Here is an 18,348-nt window from a genome sequence, read left to right as displayed (position 1 = left end):
AAAACGCCCCGGCATAGCCGGGGCGCAATCAGTTGCCAGGTCACTCAGGAGGCCTCACGCCAACCAAGCACGCTGCCAAGCCAACAGGTGATCGCCTTCAAGCATCCAGTCGGCCAGGACCTGCTCGCGCAACTGCTCACCCATCGCAGCACTTGCAGCCTGGTCATGCAGGTGCATGCGGATTGCCTCCACCCAGCTCGCTGGCTGGTTCTGCACCCGCGTAACGTGAAGCGGCCCCTGGTACGCACGCACATCGCTGGCTATGACCGGCACGCCACAAGCCCCAAACTCAAGCAAGCGCAGGTTGCCGGCGCATGCGCTAATCGGGCCCTCAGCCAGCGGAGCCAGCGCCAGGTCAAGGTCAAGCCCTGCGAGCAACCTTGGGTAATCGGCGGCACCCAGAATCGGAGTGACCGTCTGCACATCAGCCTGCAAGCCTGGGGGGCAGGCACCGAGCACCACCCATTCCACTTCTTGCTTGAGCATGCTGGCTACTTCGGTCAGCAATGCCTCCTCGGCGGCGCCCAGCCAGCCCCCTACCAGCCCTACCCGCGGCTTGTGCCCGACGCCGCGCCGACTGCGCAGGCCCTGCCATTGCGCTGGCGACAAGCGGCTTTCGACCACCCGTATATCGCGATGTGCCTCGGCGAACGTTTCCGCTAACGCAGGGTTGGCAACCACCAAGCGATCGGCATGCGCCATGGCTGCATTCAGACCTTGAAGCAGATGCCCGAAGCGTTGTCGATCCACCGAAAGCTGCCCCCAGGCTTGCGCATCAAGATCAATCACTTTGAACGCATGTGAAAACGCTGACAGGCGCCGCAGGCACTCGATCTGCTCAGCTTCGATGGGGCGGCGCACGATTACGCAATCCGGCGCAAAGCGCTCAATCTCGGCAAACGACAAACGGCTTTGCACCAACGTTGCGTCCAGTAGGCCTTCACGGCTCAACGCTTGCAGCGGTTGTATGATTCGCTGCTCATCGCCCTCCTGCACATCTTCCACGCAGGCCAACACCCTAGGCAGCGGGCGCCAAGAGGCCAGGGGCTGCCAGCTCAGGGCAGACGGAACAACGCTGTATTCTGGCCCAGAGAGGCGCAAATGCGGGCTGTAGGCGGGATCACGTGCCAGCAGCGGTAGCCAGCGTGCATACAGGGCATCCTCTTGCTCCACCGTAACAGCAGGTTCGGCCGTCTCACTGATCAGCAATGCCGCACGAGGCGTCCAGACATTGAGGTAGCCGGCCGCATGCAAGCGCAGGCACAGGTCGACATCCGCCCAGCACGCCAGCTCCGGTGATTCATCGAAACCGCCGAACTCATGGAACAGCGCTTTGCCCAGCATCATGCACTTGCCACTGACCGCCACCGCGTTCTGGTCAACGAGCAAACGTTGCTGATACCCCGGCGCCAGCATTGGACGCCCCTTGAATACACGACCAACCGGCCCATGCATGCCCAGGATCAGGCCACCATGGCGCACCGTGCAATCACTGGCAAGCAGCTTGGCCCCTACGGCACCTGCCTCCTGGCGGCAAGCGTGATTGACCAACTGCTGCAGCCAGTCGTCCTCCAGCACGGCGATACCGGCATGCAACCAGAGCAGCAACTCACCCGCCGCCTGCTCGGCCGCCAAGTTGCGCACTTGGACCGTAGAGAGATCGCTGCAAAAGCGCAGCACCTTAATCTGCGTCGCGTCCAGTTGCTCGACACCGGCCAACCAGGCTTGCAGCTGCGGATCATCTTGCCCCTGGTCGAGCAACAGGATCTCGAAGCGACGGTAGGTGGTCTTCTCGAGCAGGGTGTCCAGGCAACGGCGCAGGCGCTCCAGGCCGTCCTCGGTGGATACCAGGATACTCACCAGCGCACTCTCGCCGACCCCGTAATCCAGGTCGTAGTGCCCCGGCAGCCGGGCCGAGACAGTGCCGCCCTCGAAGCCTCTGGCCAGTAGATGCCGCTCGATAGCAGCGCGTTGCTCAGGGCTATCGACCAGCGGAGTGGCGGCACTGATCAACAAGGGTTCGTTGATGTGCCCCAGCCCTTGCAGCCCTTTGTCTTCTATCAGCCGCAGAATGAGGTCAAGTTCGAACGCCTCTGCGCTGTCCATCCGCAGACCGCCTGTTGCCAGCACCGCCTCACGGTTGAACAACCAATGGCGCGCGAGCACACCCGGCAGGCTCAGAAGCATGTCCAAATTGATGTCTGGCCGCACGGCCAACTGAAGTTCTGCGTTTGGCAAACGCCGCATCTCATCGCCGTAGACCGCACGCACACCTTCAGCGTCAATCAGGTCCAGCGCGGCAATCATCAGTCCACTGGCAGTGAACTCACAACCGGCCTCCACCAGCATGAACCAGTCGAAGGTACCGTTGCGCACGATCTGCTCGACCTGCTTGGGTATCGGCCCCTCGGCAAGTTCGATGAGCTCGATTGCAGGGTAAGCATTGTGCGCAGGGCTCAGGCTTTTGGCGGTCACAGCCAGGCTTTCACTGCTGGCCTGGTGGTTGACCACCAGCACCGCTATCGTTGGCGCCCGCCCGCGGGTCAAGCGCTCGCTGATCAAGCGTTGCTGCACCGCATCAGGTACGCGCTCGGCGAGCCACTGCGACATATCGGGCTCCACAGGCAAAGCCGGGAACTGCGCCAACGCTGCCTGAATCTGCTGTTGGGCAGTCGCCACCTGGCCTCCCTTGGCAGTGATCTCGGCGATCTGCGGGGCGAACAGGGTGCCAAACACCGTTTCGCGTAACTCTGCGTATGCCTGCCGGGTCTGAGGGGTGTCTGCCTGGCGCAAGCTCGTCTTGAGCTGATCGAGGAGCAGCAGGTCGGCATTGAGCTGCGCGCCGGTCTGCGCGGGCCTTAGCCCTTCGAAAAGGTGCACACGCCACTGCGGCTCGGTAGCCAGGATCAGCGAGACCAAACGCTCCATGACGAAGACTTTGCATTCATACCCCTCGGTTCCCCGATGCAAAGTGGCAGTATTCAACGCTTCTCCGTACGCGGTTGGCCACTCGCCAGTGCGCCATTGTTCAGCGCTTTGGAAGATGGTCTCCGCCAGGCTGAACCAGCGACGCCAGAATCGCGGCTTGGCGATGAAGTAGTTACAGAACTGTACCTGGGTGGCATCCATCACCAGGGTTTGCAAATCTACCCCAGGCGTCAGGCGGCGGGCCATTTCGACGAACACCGGCCAGATATTGGGATGGTGAACCACGCCCTGAATGAAGGTGTTTTCGTAGCGGGCACCGTCTGGATAGAACACCGGGAACAACAGAACATCGGCATCGTCTGGCGCCGAGGCAACGAACTCCAGGACCTGTCGCGACTCAAGCCCGGTCTTGTCCTTGAAGCGCGGTGAGAGCACGCCATAGAAGGTGTTCTCATCCAGGCTCGCATTCAGCAAGACATTGCGCATCGGCCAGTATTCGGCCCAATCGGGGCGCTGCCCGACATTGTCCAGCGGTATGTAGCCCGGTTCCAGCTTCGCCCGCGTTTCATCCGAATAGAAGATCTGATGAATGCGTGCGCGCTCAGGCGCAACCACGGGCGTTGCCTGGGCAAAAGCGATATATAGCGACAGCGGGCCGGCAAGCCCAGGCATGCCAGCAAAGCAACCCGAGCTGCGTAGCTCGACGTCGGTGATGCCACGCTCGTTAGGCTCATACGGCAGTCGCAGGCGCAGTGCACCAGCATCGCCGACCGTCACTTCCCGTACACAGCGACCATTGACCCAAACCTGCGTGATGAACGGATAGACGTCGTACTGCTGTCCCCGCGCCGCGCTGATCAACAGTTCGAGGCCGTTTACCGAGGGTGCGTGCTCAATGATCGGCGAAACCAGTTGCAAGCGCGCATTCGGCCCCGCCAAGAACTGGCCGGCTTGACCACCGACAATGGGCAGCACCGAACTGTCGAGCACGACGTTGAGTGTGTCGTGCTGCCAGGGCGCCACCGGCTCGCTAGCCCCAGCCACTTGCCACAACGTAGTGAAGACCTCGTGGTCAACAACCGCCGGCAGCTGCACGAGCAGGCGTTGCACTGCATGGGCCGGCAAAAGCTTCAGTGCACTGAGGCCCTGAGTTCGTTCAAGCGCAGACCGTAATTGTTGACGAATCCAGACGCCGCTGTCCGCACTTGGCGGCTCAGGCGCTGCGGCGGCCGCGACGCTCAACGACATGGCGGCGCATTCGCCGCTGGCCAGCGCCGCCAGCCCCTGGCTGACCTGATGGGCACTGCCAAGCTCGCAGCTCAGGCCAGCATCGACCATCAGGTAGGCCAAGTCAGCCGCCGGCTCAACCAGCCGCTGCTCGACCCACTGTGCTGGGGAAACGCCCCCATCAGAGCTGCCGATAACGCTGATGCGCTTGAACGCCAAGCGCTGATCGAATGCTTCACGCAGGCGCGCCGCTTGCTCGCGGTGCTTGCCGTCGATTACCACATGCAGCCGGGGCACCTGGGCGATGGCGGACGCCACCCGTTCGGCCGAGCGACCATCGCGATAATCACCATACAGGTGCTGCACGCGCGCACGCTGTGCATCACGGCAGTGGCTTCGATGCAGATTGGCTGCATCGGCAAGCAGCGCGAGGAACGCCTGATCGTCACCGAACTCCATGCCGATATCCCGCCAGGCATTGCCAGGGGCGTCCGGGTTGTATTCCCAGTGGCCTACCCTAGCCTCGCTGGAATACAGCAGGATCGGGCGGTCCAGTACCATGAACTCGAATAGCAACGATGAGCGGTCGGCCACCAGAATGTCAGCTTCGGCAAAGCTGTCGGCGATGCTTGCCCCCGGGTCATCCACCAGCACCACACGCGGGTCGGCGGCAACTTGTTCACGCCACTGCGCCATCAGGTTGCGGAACAGCGCCTTGTCCACGACGAAGCTGTGCTCGTGTTGAACGATGGCCGGGTGCGGTTTGATGATGATTTTCGCCCGCGGATAGACTGAGCGAATCAGAGGCACGACTCGGTCGCCGAAGAATACCGCAGCGCTGATTTCCGGGTTGTAGGTCGGGGCGAACAGGATGGTCGGCTCATCGTTCAGGCATTGGCGCGCTGGCAGCCTGAACACCTGGTCTACCCAGGCATTACCGGTCAGCAGGAAGCCGTGCCGTGGATGCACGTCCGAGAGCAAGGTGTCTTCGATATCCCAGACGCTGCCGCACAGGTAGTCGGCATGGTTGTACTGCGGTTCGGCGTACCCGTAACGCGTCACCGAGCCGTGGCGCATACCGATCAGCAACACCTGATGCGCATCGCAGTACTCACGCCAGAATTCTACCGACCAACCATCGGCGACGACGATGACCTGGGGCTTCCAGGCCATGACTTCGTCAATCGAAAGGCTCAACAGACTGTTCTGGAAACAGGCCGCGAGCGGGCGCAGCGAGCGGAAGTGAAACGGCATGCTGCCGTAACAGGCAACCCGAAGATCGGCAATCGGCAGCGATGCCGGCTGGCTCAGCACAGTGCCGAAGACGTACAGCACGCTGGTCTGCCCACAATTAGGCATGGTCAGTAACGGGTAGCGCGCTTGTTCGCGCAGGCCCAATGAGCGGATCAATGCCGTGTACTGGGGCTCTGGACGGTACTTGGCTTCGTACTGATCGTTGAGCAGGGTGCGGGCTTCGCGGCCTTGCAGCAGCACCGAGTCCTTGAGAATCAACTGCCCACCCGGCTTGAGCATCGACAGTGCTCTGAGCACGACGCGGGCGGCGGCGGTGTCGTCACTGATGGTGGTCAATACGCCCATCAGGCTGACCACATCGAAGCGCTGGGGCGAGGAAAACTCGAACACATCAGCGACCTGAAACTCGATGTTGTCGATGCCCTGCTCCCGCGCCTTGGCGCGGCCCTGTTCGATCAGCCGTTCGCCCACATCGAACGCCACGACTCGCTCAACGTGGCGAGCGAACAGCAGGCTGAAGTCGCCGTCCGCACAGCCTATGTCGAGCAGTTGGGCATTTTCAGGCAGGCCGGGCAGCACTTGCTCCAGCAGGCATTGGCGCTGGCGCTCATAAAGCTCGGCGGGGCCGATCTTGCCACGCTCGGTCTGGCTCCAGAAATGACGGGCGATCTGGCCTTGGGAATTGTTACTCATGTTCGCCCCACTGGGTTGCAAAGACTTTACGTGCCATATCAAGGTCTGCCGTGGTGTCGATATCGAACGCTTTGAGTTCGAATGCCGGCAGGGGTAGGCAGGCTTCCAGGGCCTGATAAACGAAAATCGGCTGGTTGATCACCAACTGCGGCTTGATCACCGCGATGCCGGTCCATTCCATGGCGTAATGCGGCTCGCGGGTAAAACCCAGCACTTGGCTGCCGGACGCATCGAGCTGCACGCGAACACCATCACTGGTGATGTAGGGCGATACGCCGATCAGTTGCTCGTGAGTCTGCGAGGCCTGAAGGAACGACTCGAAACTCCGCGCATCCATGACCGTGTCGGCGTCCAGCACCAGCATGCGCTCATCGAGATGGCGCGACACACGGTAGATGCTCTGCAACGTGTTGGTCCGCGCGTAATCCGGGTTGCGCACCACAATCAGGTCAGGCCGCAGTGAAATGGCGTGGGCGATGACATCATCTTCCTGGTAACCCACCACCAGCCAGACCGTCTCGGCCCACTGAAGACGCTCCAGGTGCCAGTCGAGCAATGTCCGCCCCGCCACTTCCACCAGGCATTTCGGCTTGTTGAGCCCCAGCCGCGAGCCAATCCCGGCGGCGCAGATTACAGCGTGCTTAACAGGCGACATAGGGCCTTCCCATCATAAGTAACGAAATCACTGAGCTTCATCAGCTCCTTGTTGGGCTGATGCACACCCCCGAACGCCACTCGCCAGTCGGCAGCTTCGAACATCGGCACATCGTTCATGCCTTCGCCCACTGCAACGATGCGATCGAAGCGCGAGCGCAGGCTGCTGACCGCATCACCCTTGTGCAGGATGTGCTCGACGCCATCCAACTGCCCTTGCCCGTCGAGCCGGGCCAGCGAGGTGAAACTGTGGACGCCCAGTTTGTCGAGAACCGGCTTGACCCAGAGGTCGAGGTTGCCGGTGACGATGAACGATTGCTCGGGGTGGCGGGCAATGAAATCGAGTATTGCCGGGTCGAACTCGACATGCCTGTCCAGTGCGGCATGAATCCAGTCCAGGCGCGCATCCCGCAGTAGCCTGACGCGCAATTTGAAGGACTTGTCGAAGGGCAGCAGGCCCTCTATGGTCGCCTGGGTCAACGCACTGATTTCGTCTTCCAGCCCCACCGAGGTTGCGATCAGCGGCAAAAGCTCTTGGCGCGTGAGCGTGCCATCGAGGTCGAAGCAGTAGGCCGTGGTCATTGCGCAGCTCCCTGACTACGTCGCAGAACGAAGAAGTACTGCCGGGTTTCGGCACGCTTTTCCAGGCTGTCCGAAAACAGAAAACCTTCATGCTCCACGCACATATCCAGGCCATCGAACGCTACATCCATCAGTTGGCGCAGTTCGGCGGCCGTGCGGTAGATGGCCGAGTACTGATCGGCGAGCTCCTCGGAATAAAAGCGGTCGAGGGTGAAGCGATCAGCCACGCCGACCGGTTCACGCAGGTAGATCCTCCCACCTTGAGCTAACAGGCGGGCGGCATCACCCAATACCTTGATGCAATCGGCGTCATTGAGGTAAATGAGCAAGCCCGAAATCAGCGCCAGGTCGAAAGGCGCCGACACCTGCAGTGCCAGCGGCTGAATGTCGGTGGCCGACATCACCTGGAACTGCAAGGCGGGTAACTGACGCTTTGCAGCTTCGGCCTTGGCCTTGTCGATCAGGCTGGCGGAAAAATCGACGCCCAGATAGTCGAGTTCCTGACAGTGCTCGGCCAGAAACCAGCCCCAGCGCCCGGTGCCGCAGCCGATGTCGAAAATTCGCCGAGCCTGATTCAGGCCCAGGATACTGGCCATCGCCGCCTTTTCAGCTTGATCACGCCGCTCGACCAGCTCCGGGTCGTTATCCTGGTACATGGTGGCGCTGAGCACGTTGGCATAATCGCGCTTGCCGCGCGCTTCAAAAAAAGCGCGGGTTGCATCGTAGTCGATGGCTACTCGCTCACCCTTGATGCGTCGAGAGTCGTTCAAGATTGCTCCTTGTCACTGCAGCGAACGGGCCATGAAGCAGTCAGAAATCCAACACCCGCCCGGTTGCAAAGGCTCAAAGCAAGATGTCTGCCAACGCGCACAAAAAAGCCGGGCGATGCCCGGCTTGATTGCTCTGGATTAATCAGAGCAGCGTCTTGAGCCAATGGGGCGCGCCATCACAGCTAGGCATGGCAAGCCCTTGGGCGCCATCTACTGGAATTGCGCGGGCGAATGCCCAGGGTGCGCGCGCCGCCAGGGGTCTGCAATCGCCATCCGGGACGATCGGCAGAGTCGGGTTGTACAGCTGTGCCTGAGGCGCCATCAAAACCAACAAACCGGCCTGAGCCACCCGAACGCAGAGTTCCAGATCCACCGGAGCCATTTGGCTCAAACCGCCCAACGCTTCGACGACCTCCTTGCGCACCATCAGGCCATCGGCGCTGACGGCATGGCAGCCACGCACTACCCCTAGACTCAACGTGCCGTTCGACTCGCCAAGCTCACGCCCCAACCAGCTGGCATGCACACGCTGCCCCTCCAGCAGTTCGTAGCCGGCATGGCTCACACGGCCATCACCGTCATGCATCTGGCAACCGACTACGCCAACCTCCGGCCGCTGAGCCTGATTGAGCAAGCCTTCGATCCAACCTGGGTTGGACACCTGGCTGCGGTCACTCATCAGCACCAGGTACTCGCCCCGTGCTTGCCCCGCCGCCAGATCGAGCCGCTCTGCCAGATTCGCGGATGGGCAGGCCAGCATCCGCACCTTGGCTCCCAGATTGGCTTGCTGACCCAGCTCACCATGAGTAACTACCAACACCTCATAACGCGGATAGCGCGTGCGCTGCTGTATGCTCGCCAAGCTGGTAGCCAGTTGCTGCATGTCCTCGCCCGCCGCCAGCAGGATGCTCACCAAAGGCGTGCCCGGGTGACGGAACTCGATCTGCAGTTGCCCAAGCTCATCGGCAGACACCTGCGCGCGATAGCCCAGCTGAGCCAGGTGACGGTCCAGGGTGACGCTGGCTTGCGCCAACATTGTGTCACGGCGATTGAGCCCAACCGCCAGGTACTCGTCGACATGCGCGAGCCCGCCCAACCCATTGTGTTCGACCAGGCGCAGAAGCAGGTCGAACTCCAGGGCCTGCGGGCATGCAGCGCTGAAACCACCCACATTCAGGGCCGCCTCTCGGCGGATCAACCAGTGTGGCGCCATCAAGTCCGGGCGGCTGCGCAGCAGATCGATATCGGCAGAAGGCCGCTGGACCACGAACAGCCGTCCATCACTGTCACGTTGCACATCATTCCCGCAGACGGCCGTGCAGGCATTTTCCTGAGACAGTTCCAGTTGCAGGCGAAGCAGACCACTGCCGGCCAGCTCATCACCGGCCTGCAGCAGCAGCACCCACTCACTGGGTAATTGCGCCAGTGCCTGATTGAGATGCGTGACGACATTGTCCGCTGTCACTTTGATGAAATGCAGCGTGTCACGAGCCGTGGTGATAGCCGGCAGGGCACCGGCTTTGAGCACGACAATACGCATATCGCGCAGGCCGCTTTGCGCCACGCTGTCAAACGTCTGCTGCAGGGCTTCGTTGTCATCATCGAGGTCCAGCACCATCAGTGCGATGCCGATCTTGCGGGCACCATCGAGCCGTTCGAACACACGCTTGCGGTCATCGGCGCTCAACGTCGCCTCGGCCAGCGTCTGCATGACCTGACCTGAAGGCGTTCGCGCCAGACGGTCGCTGAGCGCCGGGGCGGCCACTTCCTGCAGGCGCTGCAACCATTGTTCGAGCTCGCCACGCGCTTGCTCATCCTCGTCGGTCAATACCGCCAGCAATTGCCGGCAGACCTGCGGTGCAAAAAGATTGATCCCCAGCGCTTGCCAGTACCGCCCACGTAGCGTCTGCTGGTTGTCATTGGCATGACGCACGAGCAGTTCATGCTGGCGCACCCAGGCACCTTCCACCGCCGTGACCTGCGCCTGGCCGGCAGGCCACGCATGCAGCAGGAATTCGATGGCCGTCAGCTGGGTGAACAATCTTGCAGAGTAGTAAGGCAGTTCGACCCACTGCCGGGCCTCGAAGCTGCGCTGAGACTCTTGGATGACGCTGGTCCAGGGCGAGGTGAACAGCAACGGCTCCTCTACGGCGCCAGCACCGGTCAGGGCGAACTGGCGCACAATGGCAAAGCCTTCATCATCATCGAAAACCGCTTGGGCTTGCTCGTCCCACTGGCGCAGCTTACGCACAGCTGGCAGCAAACTGTCAGGGTCCAACTGCTGTTGCTGGCATTCGCTGACTACCAGCGTATGCTCCAGCACCTCAAGGTCAGCCTGGCGCAGCAATGCAAAAGACAGCCCCAGCAGCCAGTGCTCATCAGCCATGCGTAACGCAGCTTCGGCCTGGGCGCGGCGCAGGGCCTGCACCCGCAGCAGCGCACGCCAAGGCTGCAGGCCGCTGAGCGCGTGTTCCAGAACCCTTTCCCGTGCATCACGTCCGGGCTGACGGTGGGCTGTCAGACCTTGCCGGTGGTAAGCGACCACAGCGTTGCCAGGGCGCATGCCCAATACGTAGCCCTGAACACCTTGGCTTTCGGGGTGCTCACACAGCCAGTCGCGAGCAACTTGCAAGCCGTGCGGCAAGAGAAAGTCACTGTCTTTGACCAGCACCACGAACGGGGTTTCCAGGGTCGCCAGGACACTGGCCAGCGCTTGGTGCGCCTGCTCGCCGGTCGCCGTCTCAAGCACCGCCAGCTTGCATCCCAGGCTCTTCACATAGGTGCTGGCCCGAGCGCGATAATCCAGGTCGCCACTGCCCAGCAGCAACACCGTGATATCGCCCAGCGCCAAGGTATTGTCGGTTGTGTGTCCAGTCATAATGCACCCGGTAATCAAATTCAGTTCTGCCACCGCCGCTGCCGGAGCTAGGCGCAGGCGCTTAGTCGGCCAGCCAGGCGTTGGCCCAGTGTTGAAGGTGTCGCTCGGTCAGTACGTAGTCGCGCAGTACCACTTCACGCAAAGCATCACCCTGCTGGTAGCTGGCCTGCGGGTCAGACAGGTGCATGCGTATCGCCTCCAGCCAATGCTGCGCATCATTGCCAGCCACCCGGGTACACGGCAGGTAACCTGCATACGCCTTGGTATCCGAGCAGATCACGGGGAAACCACAGGCCCCGTACTCCAGCAAGCGCAGGTTGCTTTTACAATCGTTGAACAGGTTCTGCTCAAGCGGTGCCAGCGCCAGGTCGAGGTTGAGGCTGGCAAGCTTCTGCGGATACAGCGCCATAGGGATACCCTGATGGAATTCTTTGACGTACGGCAGCAACGCATCTGGGCACATACCAAAAAATACCCAGTCCACCTCATCGGCCAGCGTCTTCACCACATCCTGGAGCAATTCCAGGTCGCCTCTGTGGCTGGTTCCCCCCGCCCAGCCCACCCGCGGTCGGGCCGTGGTCTGGCGCTCGCTGGCAAGCCCTGCCCAGAGCCGAGCTGCCAACATGTTGGGGACCACGCGGATATCGTGATGAAGGCTCGACAAAGCGTCGGCCAACGGTTCGGTGGACACCACCACTCGGTCGCACAACGAGATGCCGCGGGCGACCAGTTCACGAATGTCCCCGGCAATATTGCGCGAGTGATCGTTGCGCTTGGGCACATCGATGATGTAGTCGTCGATCTCATAGATATGCCTGGCACTGGAAGCACGCACCAGGCGCTGCATTTCATCGACCGAGCTCTTTTTGCTGCGGTACTGGAAGATGACGACGTCGGGCTTTTCGCGCTCGAGCTGGATCAGCTCCGGCATGGAGTAATCCTGACGTCCTTGTATCCAGCCGGCGCTTTCCAGGCCCAGGAACGGCTGAGAGACACGGTAGTGACCCACCGCAGAAGAGTTGACCGGTAACGCCAGCACCGACGGCAGCACACGCTTGATGAAAGGATCCCACCCTTGGCGCAGCCCAGGCTCCAGGGTGAAGCTTGCCATCTTCAGGCTGAGATTGCGGTTGTAGGCAGGGTCACGGGCCAGCTTGGCAAGCCAGCGCTCATGCAACACTGCCTGGTCGTGCGCCCTCAGGGCGCGTATGTCATGCGCACCTGGGTGACCATCGCTAGCCGCCGCCATGCAAGCCAGCAAGGCGTTGGGCGTCCACACCAACAGGTAGCCTTGCTCTCCCAGCCGTAGGCAGATGTCCACATTCTGAAAGCCGCCCTGCAATCGGTCGACGTCGAACCCACCGAGGCTTTCGAACAGTTCCCGCCGCAGCAACAGGCAGTCCAGGCTCAAGGCGCTCCAGTTCTGCACCGCCTGCAGGCGGTGCATGTAACCACTGCTATCAGCGGGCATTCCCACGAACGGGCTGCCAGCTTCGCCATGCAGCGACAGCACCAGCCCGGCACCGACCACCGTGCCGTTTGCGCTACACAGTTTCGGGCCAACCGCGCCAACTTCCGGACGCCGGGCCTGGGCCACGAGCTCAGCGAGCCAACCCGCGTCGAAGGCGACGCAGGCGCTATCGAGCATCAGCAGATACTCGCCGCGCGCCAAGCTGCTGGCCTCGTTCAACTGGGCCACCTTGCTGGCTTGAGCAACTTCGATGACCCGCAACTGCTCGCTGCCAAGGCTGCGCATTGCCTCAAGCCACTGGCGCAGCTCTGTCGGCACGCTTGGCGCAGCAATCAACAGCACTTCGAAGTTGCCGTAGGCGGTGTGTTCGAACAATGACTCGACGCAACGCCTGGCCACCTGAAGGTTGTCGCCAACAGTGACGAGAATCGAGACCGAGGCAGAACCTGCGTGCTGATAAGCCACGCGGCAGAGGGCAAGCCCGTCAGCGCAAACGACATCAGCTGCCACGCCCAGCCGTTGCAAGTGGGCGTCAGTCACCCGAGGTGCCTGCAGGACGCAGCGCGGGTCCCTCAACCAATCGTCGAAACGCCATGCGCAATGAACCAGTACCTCATCGACATGTTCGACCACCTGAAGGCCATGCTGCTCCGCGAGCCGCCACAGCAGATCATGGGGAGCCAGCAGCCCGAAGTCAGCGTTGAGCCCCCCTACCTGCTGCAATGCCTCGCATTTGAATGCGAGCACGCGCCCCACATAGGGCATGCTGCGCATCAGGTCGAGGTTGAAGTCGGGCTTGAACAATGGTGTGGATTCGCTCAGCGCGTCCTGACTGTCTTCGTCCATGTACAGGCACACACGGTCGCGCACCACCATGCGTTCGGCCATGATCGCCAGCGCATGGGGGACCAAGCGGTCACCGGCACGCAAAAGCAGCACCCAGTCAACGCCCTCAGCCTGCTGAAGGCGAGCTTGCAGCGTCGCCATGCCATCGCTTTGCGATGGCAGAAATTCCACACCCGCCTCGTCTGCGCCCAATGCCTGCGTCGGCCCTACCACCCAGCAAGTCGCAGCCGGATAGGATTGCGCGTTCAGGCTTTCGAGCGTCATGCGCAGCGCCGATGCCTGGCCTTCATCGGCCCAGATTACCGGCACTATCCTGGGCTGCGAGGGCCATTGCCCAAAGCGCTTGGGCAACAGCTTCAGCTGCGCGTCCGAGAGTACGCGGCACTCCAGCCACTGACTGTAGACCTGCTCCAGAGACAGGCAATCACTGCCTACCTGCTGTTGTGTACGGGCCCACTGCAAAGCCCCTAAGCCATTTAGGTCGTACTCCTGCCATTGCGCACTGGCATCGTCGACGTAGTCGCAGAAAGGCAGATACCTGACCCAGCCTTTGGCCGGAGCAGCTTCGCTGGTGCGCTCACCGAGCATTGCCTTGATCCAGTCGGTTTCGATCGGGAACGCCAAGGTCATGCTGGGTTGGTGGCTCAATCGTGCCGGGTGCAGCCGCTCCAGGCAGAGGAAACGGTCGAGGTGCCCCAGGTTTCCCCGGCGTAGCAGGCAGATGTACAGTGCCAGGTCCAAGCGTGCCGCAAAGCCTTGGCCCTCCATGACCAGCGCGGGCAGAAACTCCTCCACCAACGAGCGCCGCATCAACGCACCGCTCAGGCCACCGAACAGATTGGGTGCCTGCAACTCCAGGGCATCGAGCAGATCGGTCCCTTTCACCACGGCATCGTCCGGACACATCACCATGTTGAGCATCCGCGAAGGCAGCAATGCATCGTCGGCGGCACACAGCAATCGCTGGCAGATCGACAGGCTCACGTCGGGGTGGCTGTTCATCGCTGCGGCCTGCAGGCTCACGCACTCGGTGAACAACAGGTCGTCATCGCAAAGAAACTTGATCAGCGCGCCGCGCGAAAGCTCAAGACACACCAGCAGATTGCGGGCAAATCCTAGTGTCTGTGGGTTGCGCTGGTAGCGGATCGGTCTGCCGGTTTCGGCCATTACCTCGTCAACGATAAGCTTTATCGCATCGCCACGACTGTCATCACAGACCAGGACTTCGAAGTGCGGGTAATCCTGGTTGACCGCGCTCATCAAGGCATTACGCAGAAAATCAGGGTTGAATGCCGCAATGGCGATACTGACCAGAGCCGATGGGTTCACGTTGAGGTACCTTGGGGAACGCGCTCACGCATTACCGGCAGGCAATGCGTGAGTGGATATAACGAGGGGGCTGTCAGATGTAGTTGACCAGCGAGAGGCCGGCAACTTTTGCATAAGCCTGTAAAGACGCTTGCAGCATGTTGGTCTGCATCTGCAACCGCAGCATCACCTCGGCCGGATCGCTCTCGCGAATCGAGCTCTGGGTCTTGGTGTTCTCGGTGTTCAGCGCATCGTTGGTTTCAGCCTGCACATCCAACGCCTGGCCCCGGCCACCAATGGCGCTGATCGAGGACGATACCTGGTTGCTGGCACTCACGATGTTGCCAATGGCCGAATCGACCGATGCCAGAAAATTCTGTCGGGCCACCGGGTCGTTGTCCACCGGCGTACTCAACGCTGTACGCAGTTGACTGATGGTATCGAGCACGTTCTGGGTCTGATGCGTGTCGACCTTGACCCCGAACGAATCGCCCGCAGCCGGCACCCCGGACAGCTCGAAGCTGACACCCGCCGCGGAAGCCGTGGTACCGCTCGGCCCTCCCAAGGTGCCTGAAGCCACTGGGCGGCTGCTGTCGGTGATCGGCGCGGCATACAGCTCGAAGGTGTTGGTACCTGTGAACTTCAGCACCGCACCACCGGTAGGGAATGCAGCCTTGTAGGCAGCTTGGTCGGTGATGGTCGCGCTGGTGATTTGCTCGCTGGAGCTGTTGCCAGGGCTGCGGGTACCGGACACCTGATCAGCCTTGGAACTGAGCGTGAAGGTATGCCCAGCGATGGCGGCATCCTCGTTGCCTTTGTCTGCATCCTTGAAGGTGATGTCCAGGCGCATGTCAACACCGCGGAAGCTGATGGTGGTGTTGTCGCCCTTGGGGTCGAACGTACCGCCCTGGCTGGCTTCCAGGGTCACATCATTACCGCTGGCATCGGTGATCTTGTACTGGGTGCTGCTGGTGAACTCGATGCTGTAAGGCTCACCGCTGCGGAAGCGGTCGTTGTAGGTCGAGCTACCCGACACCTGGCCGTTGGACAGGCTCACACGGCCGTCATCGATCGCTGGCGACACCAGCTTGGTTTCGCTGCGGCTGGTATTGAGCGCCTGCTCGAATGCATCGTAACCGGTTTCGTTGGCAGCCAGGCTGAGCATGTCGCCCACCTGCAGGTTCAGCTTGCTCTGGTCACCCTGGTAACTGTAGGTGCCATCGGCATTGCGCACATACGGCTGGGTGTCACCCTTGGAGCCGGAGAAAATGTACTTGCCATTCTCATCCTTGCTATTCATCAGGGTGAACAGCTGGTCTTGCAGCGACGCCAGCTCGTCGGCATTGGCCTTGCGGTCGGAGTCGGTGAACGTACCGTTGCCCGAGCTCACCGCCAGTTCGTTGACACGCTGCAGGATGGTGCTGATGGAGTTGAGCGTGCTTTCAGCGGTGCCCAGTGAGTTGCGCACGCTGGTGATGTTACCCGAGTACTGTTTGAGCATGTTCTGCTGCTGCTCCAGCTGCAACAGGCGCGCAGCCCCCACCGGATCATCCTTGGCCGAGCGAACGCGGATGCCATCACTGGCCTCCTGCTGGCTCTTCACCGATTTGGCGAAGTTGTTCTGATAGTTGGCCTGGTTGGTGTTATAGAACTGTGCGGTAGAGATGCGTACGCTCACGATCTAGGGCTCCTCAAAGACTGTTGATCAGGGTGGCGAAAGTTTCCTGGGCCGCCTTGATGATCTGCGACGACGCGGTGTAGTACTGCTGGAACTTGATCAAATTGCCAGTTTCTTCGTCGATCGACACGCCCGACAGGTTGTCGCGGGCATCCTTGGCCGACTTCTGCAGCGCCGTCGTGGCATCGCTGTCCATCTGCGCCTGGCCGGCCTTGCCACCCACGTTGGAGACCAGCTTGGCGTAGGCATCTGTGAAACTGATGCCCTTGCCATTGGCACCCACCTCGACGGTGGATTTGGTCTGCAGGTCGATCACCGACTGGCTGTTGCGGTTGTCCGCCGAGCCTGCACCGGTCAACGCCACGGTATAGCTATCGCCATCCTTTGGAGCACCGGAAACGCTCATCTCGAAGGTGAAGTTGCTGCCCAGCGAATTGCCGTCGCCATCGACCATCGGCACCGAGAGCTGCAGCTTGTTGTCCTGGCCGGGGATGATCGTACCGCTACCGATACTGTTGCCCTTGGCGTCGTACATCGTGTACGCCTGCGGCGAGGTGCTGTCATCGCCGAACACCAGCTTCACCGGGGTCGAGTATTTAAGGCCTGTCTGCAGCTGCGAACGTTGCGCGGAATCGTAGATGTCCAGTTCCGAGGTCAGCGTCGGCTGGGTGATCACGCCAGTGCCTCTGTTGCCCGAACCGCTGGTTGCCGTCAGGGGCGCGGCCAAGGCCAGGCGCTTGGGATCGGTCAGCACGGTGTCGATGCCGGCTGCGGCATTGCGTGTCGGGGTGATCTTGAAGCTGTCACCGGCGCTCAGGGCGCCACCGTTGAGCGCCAGGCTGAACCCATCGATCACCGGTGCCGGATCGTCGTCAAGGCTGTAGCTGCCCATGTCGGTGCCATCTGGCAGCTTGCGCACGGTGTATTGCTTGTCGCTGGTGAAGGTCACCTGGTAATCGCTGGTGGTGAGCTTGCCGGTGTCCTTGATGGTCACATCGAGGTTGCCTGAGCCTGCGCTGTTGCCAGACCGGGCGATGCTGCGCTGGGCAATGGCCGCAGCGCTGTTGATATCGCTGAACAGGGTGGCACCGAAGTCACCGTTCTTGTCGATGCCTTGGGCCAACTGACTGTTGATGGCATCTGCCACTACCAACGCCACGCGGCCAAGCTCATTGAGCGCGGGGTCGAGCGTTTCCTTGCGATAGCGGATCAGGCCGCCCAGCTCGCCACCGGTGGTGCTGTTGGTGATGTCCATCTTGGTCGAGCCACGATTGAGGATCAGGCTCATGCGGGTTGGGTCGCTGGCGCTAGGCTCGACACCGATCGTTTGCGTGGTATTGCCCAGCACCAGGGCCTGGCCGTTCTTCAGATAGACGTCGTAATTGCCGTTCTTTTGCTCGACCACATCGGCACCGATCAACGACGACAACTCGCGCACCGCGCCATCGCGCTGGTCGAGCAGGTCGTTGGGCTGGCCGTTGATGGCAGTCATCTTGGAGATCTGAGCGTTGAGGTCGGCAATCGACTTGGTCAGGGCGTTGACCTTGTCGGCGATCGACGCCATGTTGGCGTTGATATCGCTGTTCTGCTGGTTGAACTGCGCCGACAAGGTATTGAAACGCTTGGCCAACGACTGCGCACTGGTCAACAGCAGCTGACGCGACGCGTCCTCGGTCGGTTTGGCGGCAGCATCCTGCATGGCGCTGAAAAAGCTCTGCAAGGCAGCCGTGATACCGGTGTCACTGCTCGAGAGGGCAGTATCGAGCGGGGTGATCTGGCTCAGGTACGAAGAGGCGTCGCTGCTCAGCGAGGTGGTGGTACGCAACTGGTTCTCAAGGAACGCGTTGTAAACCCGGCGTACGTCGGCCAGCGTAGTGCCAGAGCCGATGAACACCTGGCCGACCTGCTGGGCGCCTTTGGTCTTCTGCACGTTCTGCTGGCGCGAGTAACTATCGACATCGGCGTTGGCAATGTTGTTACCCAGGGTATACATCCCCGACTGTGCGGCGCCAAGCCCCGACATACCAATGTTGATCAGACTCGCCATGGTTCCATGCCC

At 61.4% G+C, this 18,348-nt stretch carries 8 protein-coding genes; all 8 read right to left on the bottom strand.

Going from position 1 to position 18,348, the window contains the following annotated elements; genetic code table 11:
• Positions 1-54 precede the first annotated feature (54 nt).
• The 8 genes from ACK59H_RS06585 to flgK all read right to left on the bottom strand — a co-directional run bounded on the left by ACK59H_RS06585 (position 55) and on the right by flgK (position 18,336).
• Entirely contained in the window at positions 55-6,102 is a 6,048-nt protein-coding gene (locus ACK59H_RS06585) for a methyltransferase domain-containing protein (RefSeq protein ID WP_409264327.1), read from the bottom strand.
• A complete protein-coding gene (locus ACK59H_RS06580) occupies positions 6,095-6,757 on the bottom strand; it encodes an NTP transferase domain-containing protein (RefSeq protein ID WP_060476935.1) in 663 nt (220 codons plus the stop codon). The genes ACK59H_RS06585 and ACK59H_RS06580 overlap by 8 nt, the downstream gene beginning before the upstream one ends.
• On the bottom strand, positions 6,733-7,338 hold the full coding sequence (locus ACK59H_RS06575; RefSeq protein ID WP_060476936.1) for an HAD-IB family phosphatase: 606 nt from the start codon (positions 7,336-7,338) through the stop codon (positions 6,733-6,735). The genes ACK59H_RS06580 and ACK59H_RS06575 overlap by 25 nt, the downstream gene beginning before the upstream one ends.
• Positions 7,335-8,108: a class I SAM-dependent methyltransferase gene (locus ACK59H_RS06570; RefSeq protein WP_060476937.1), complete on the bottom strand. Its 774-nt coding sequence runs from the start codon at positions 8,106-8,108 to the stop codon at positions 7,335-7,337. Before ACK59H_RS06570 ends, ACK59H_RS06575 begins: the two co-directional genes overlap by 4 nt.
• Before the next feature lie 142 nt (positions 8,109-8,250).
• Positions 8,251-10,986, bottom strand: a complete 2,736-nt coding sequence (locus ACK59H_RS06565; RefSeq protein ID WP_409264326.1) for a glycosyl transferase — start codon at positions 10,984-10,986, stop codon at positions 8,251-8,253.
• Positions 10,987-11,047: 61 nt separating this feature from the next.
• Positions 11,048-14,632, bottom strand: a complete 3,585-nt coding sequence (locus ACK59H_RS06560; protein ID WP_060476939.1) for a glycosyltransferase — start codon at positions 14,630-14,632, stop codon at positions 11,048-11,050.
• A 73-nt stretch (positions 14,633-14,705) separates the two neighbouring features.
• The gene (locus tag ACK59H_RS06555) at positions 14,706-16,289 is read right to left on the bottom strand and encodes a flagellar hook-associated protein 3 (RefSeq protein WP_060476940.1); all 1,584 of its coding nucleotides are present in this window, start codon (positions 16,287-16,289) and stop codon (positions 14,706-14,708) included.
• A 13-nt stretch (positions 16,290-16,302) separates the two neighbouring features.
• Positions 16,303-18,336, bottom strand: coding sequence for a flagellar hook-associated protein FlgK (gene flgK / locus ACK59H_RS06550; RefSeq protein ID WP_060476941.1), 2,034 nt, complete (start codon positions 18,334-18,336; stop codon positions 16,303-16,305).
• Positions 18,337-18,348: the final 12 nt, after the last annotated feature.

It is taken from the genome of Pseudomonas sp. KCJK9000, assembly GCF_046230725.1.
Taxonomy (GTDB): domain Bacteria; phylum Pseudomonadota; class Gammaproteobacteria; order Pseudomonadales; family Pseudomonadaceae; genus Aquipseudomonas; species Aquipseudomonas promysalinigenes.
This window is presented reverse-complemented; position numbering and strand designations above follow the sequence as displayed.

Bases quoted from the DNA above. Each gene is read 5' to 3' on its own strand.
- ACK59H_RS06585 (WP_409264327.1), bottom strand. From the start codon at position 6,102: ATGAGTAACAATTCCCAAGGCCAGATCGCCCGTCATTTCTGGAGCCAG.
- ACK59H_RS06580 (WP_060476935.1), bottom strand. From the start codon at position 6,757: ATGTCGCCTGTTAAGCACGCTGTAATCTGCGCCGCCGGGATTGGCTCG.
- ACK59H_RS06575 (WP_060476936.1), bottom strand. From the start codon at position 7,338: ATGACCACGGCCTACTGCTTCGACCTCGATGGCACGCTCACGCGCCAA.
- ACK59H_RS06565 (WP_409264326.1), bottom strand. From the start codon at position 10,986: ATGACTGGACACACAACCGACAATACCTTGGCGCTGGGCGATATCACG.
- flgK (WP_060476941.1), bottom strand. From the start codon at position 18,336: ATGGCGAGTCTGATCAACATTGGTATGTCGGGGCTTGGCGCCGCACAG.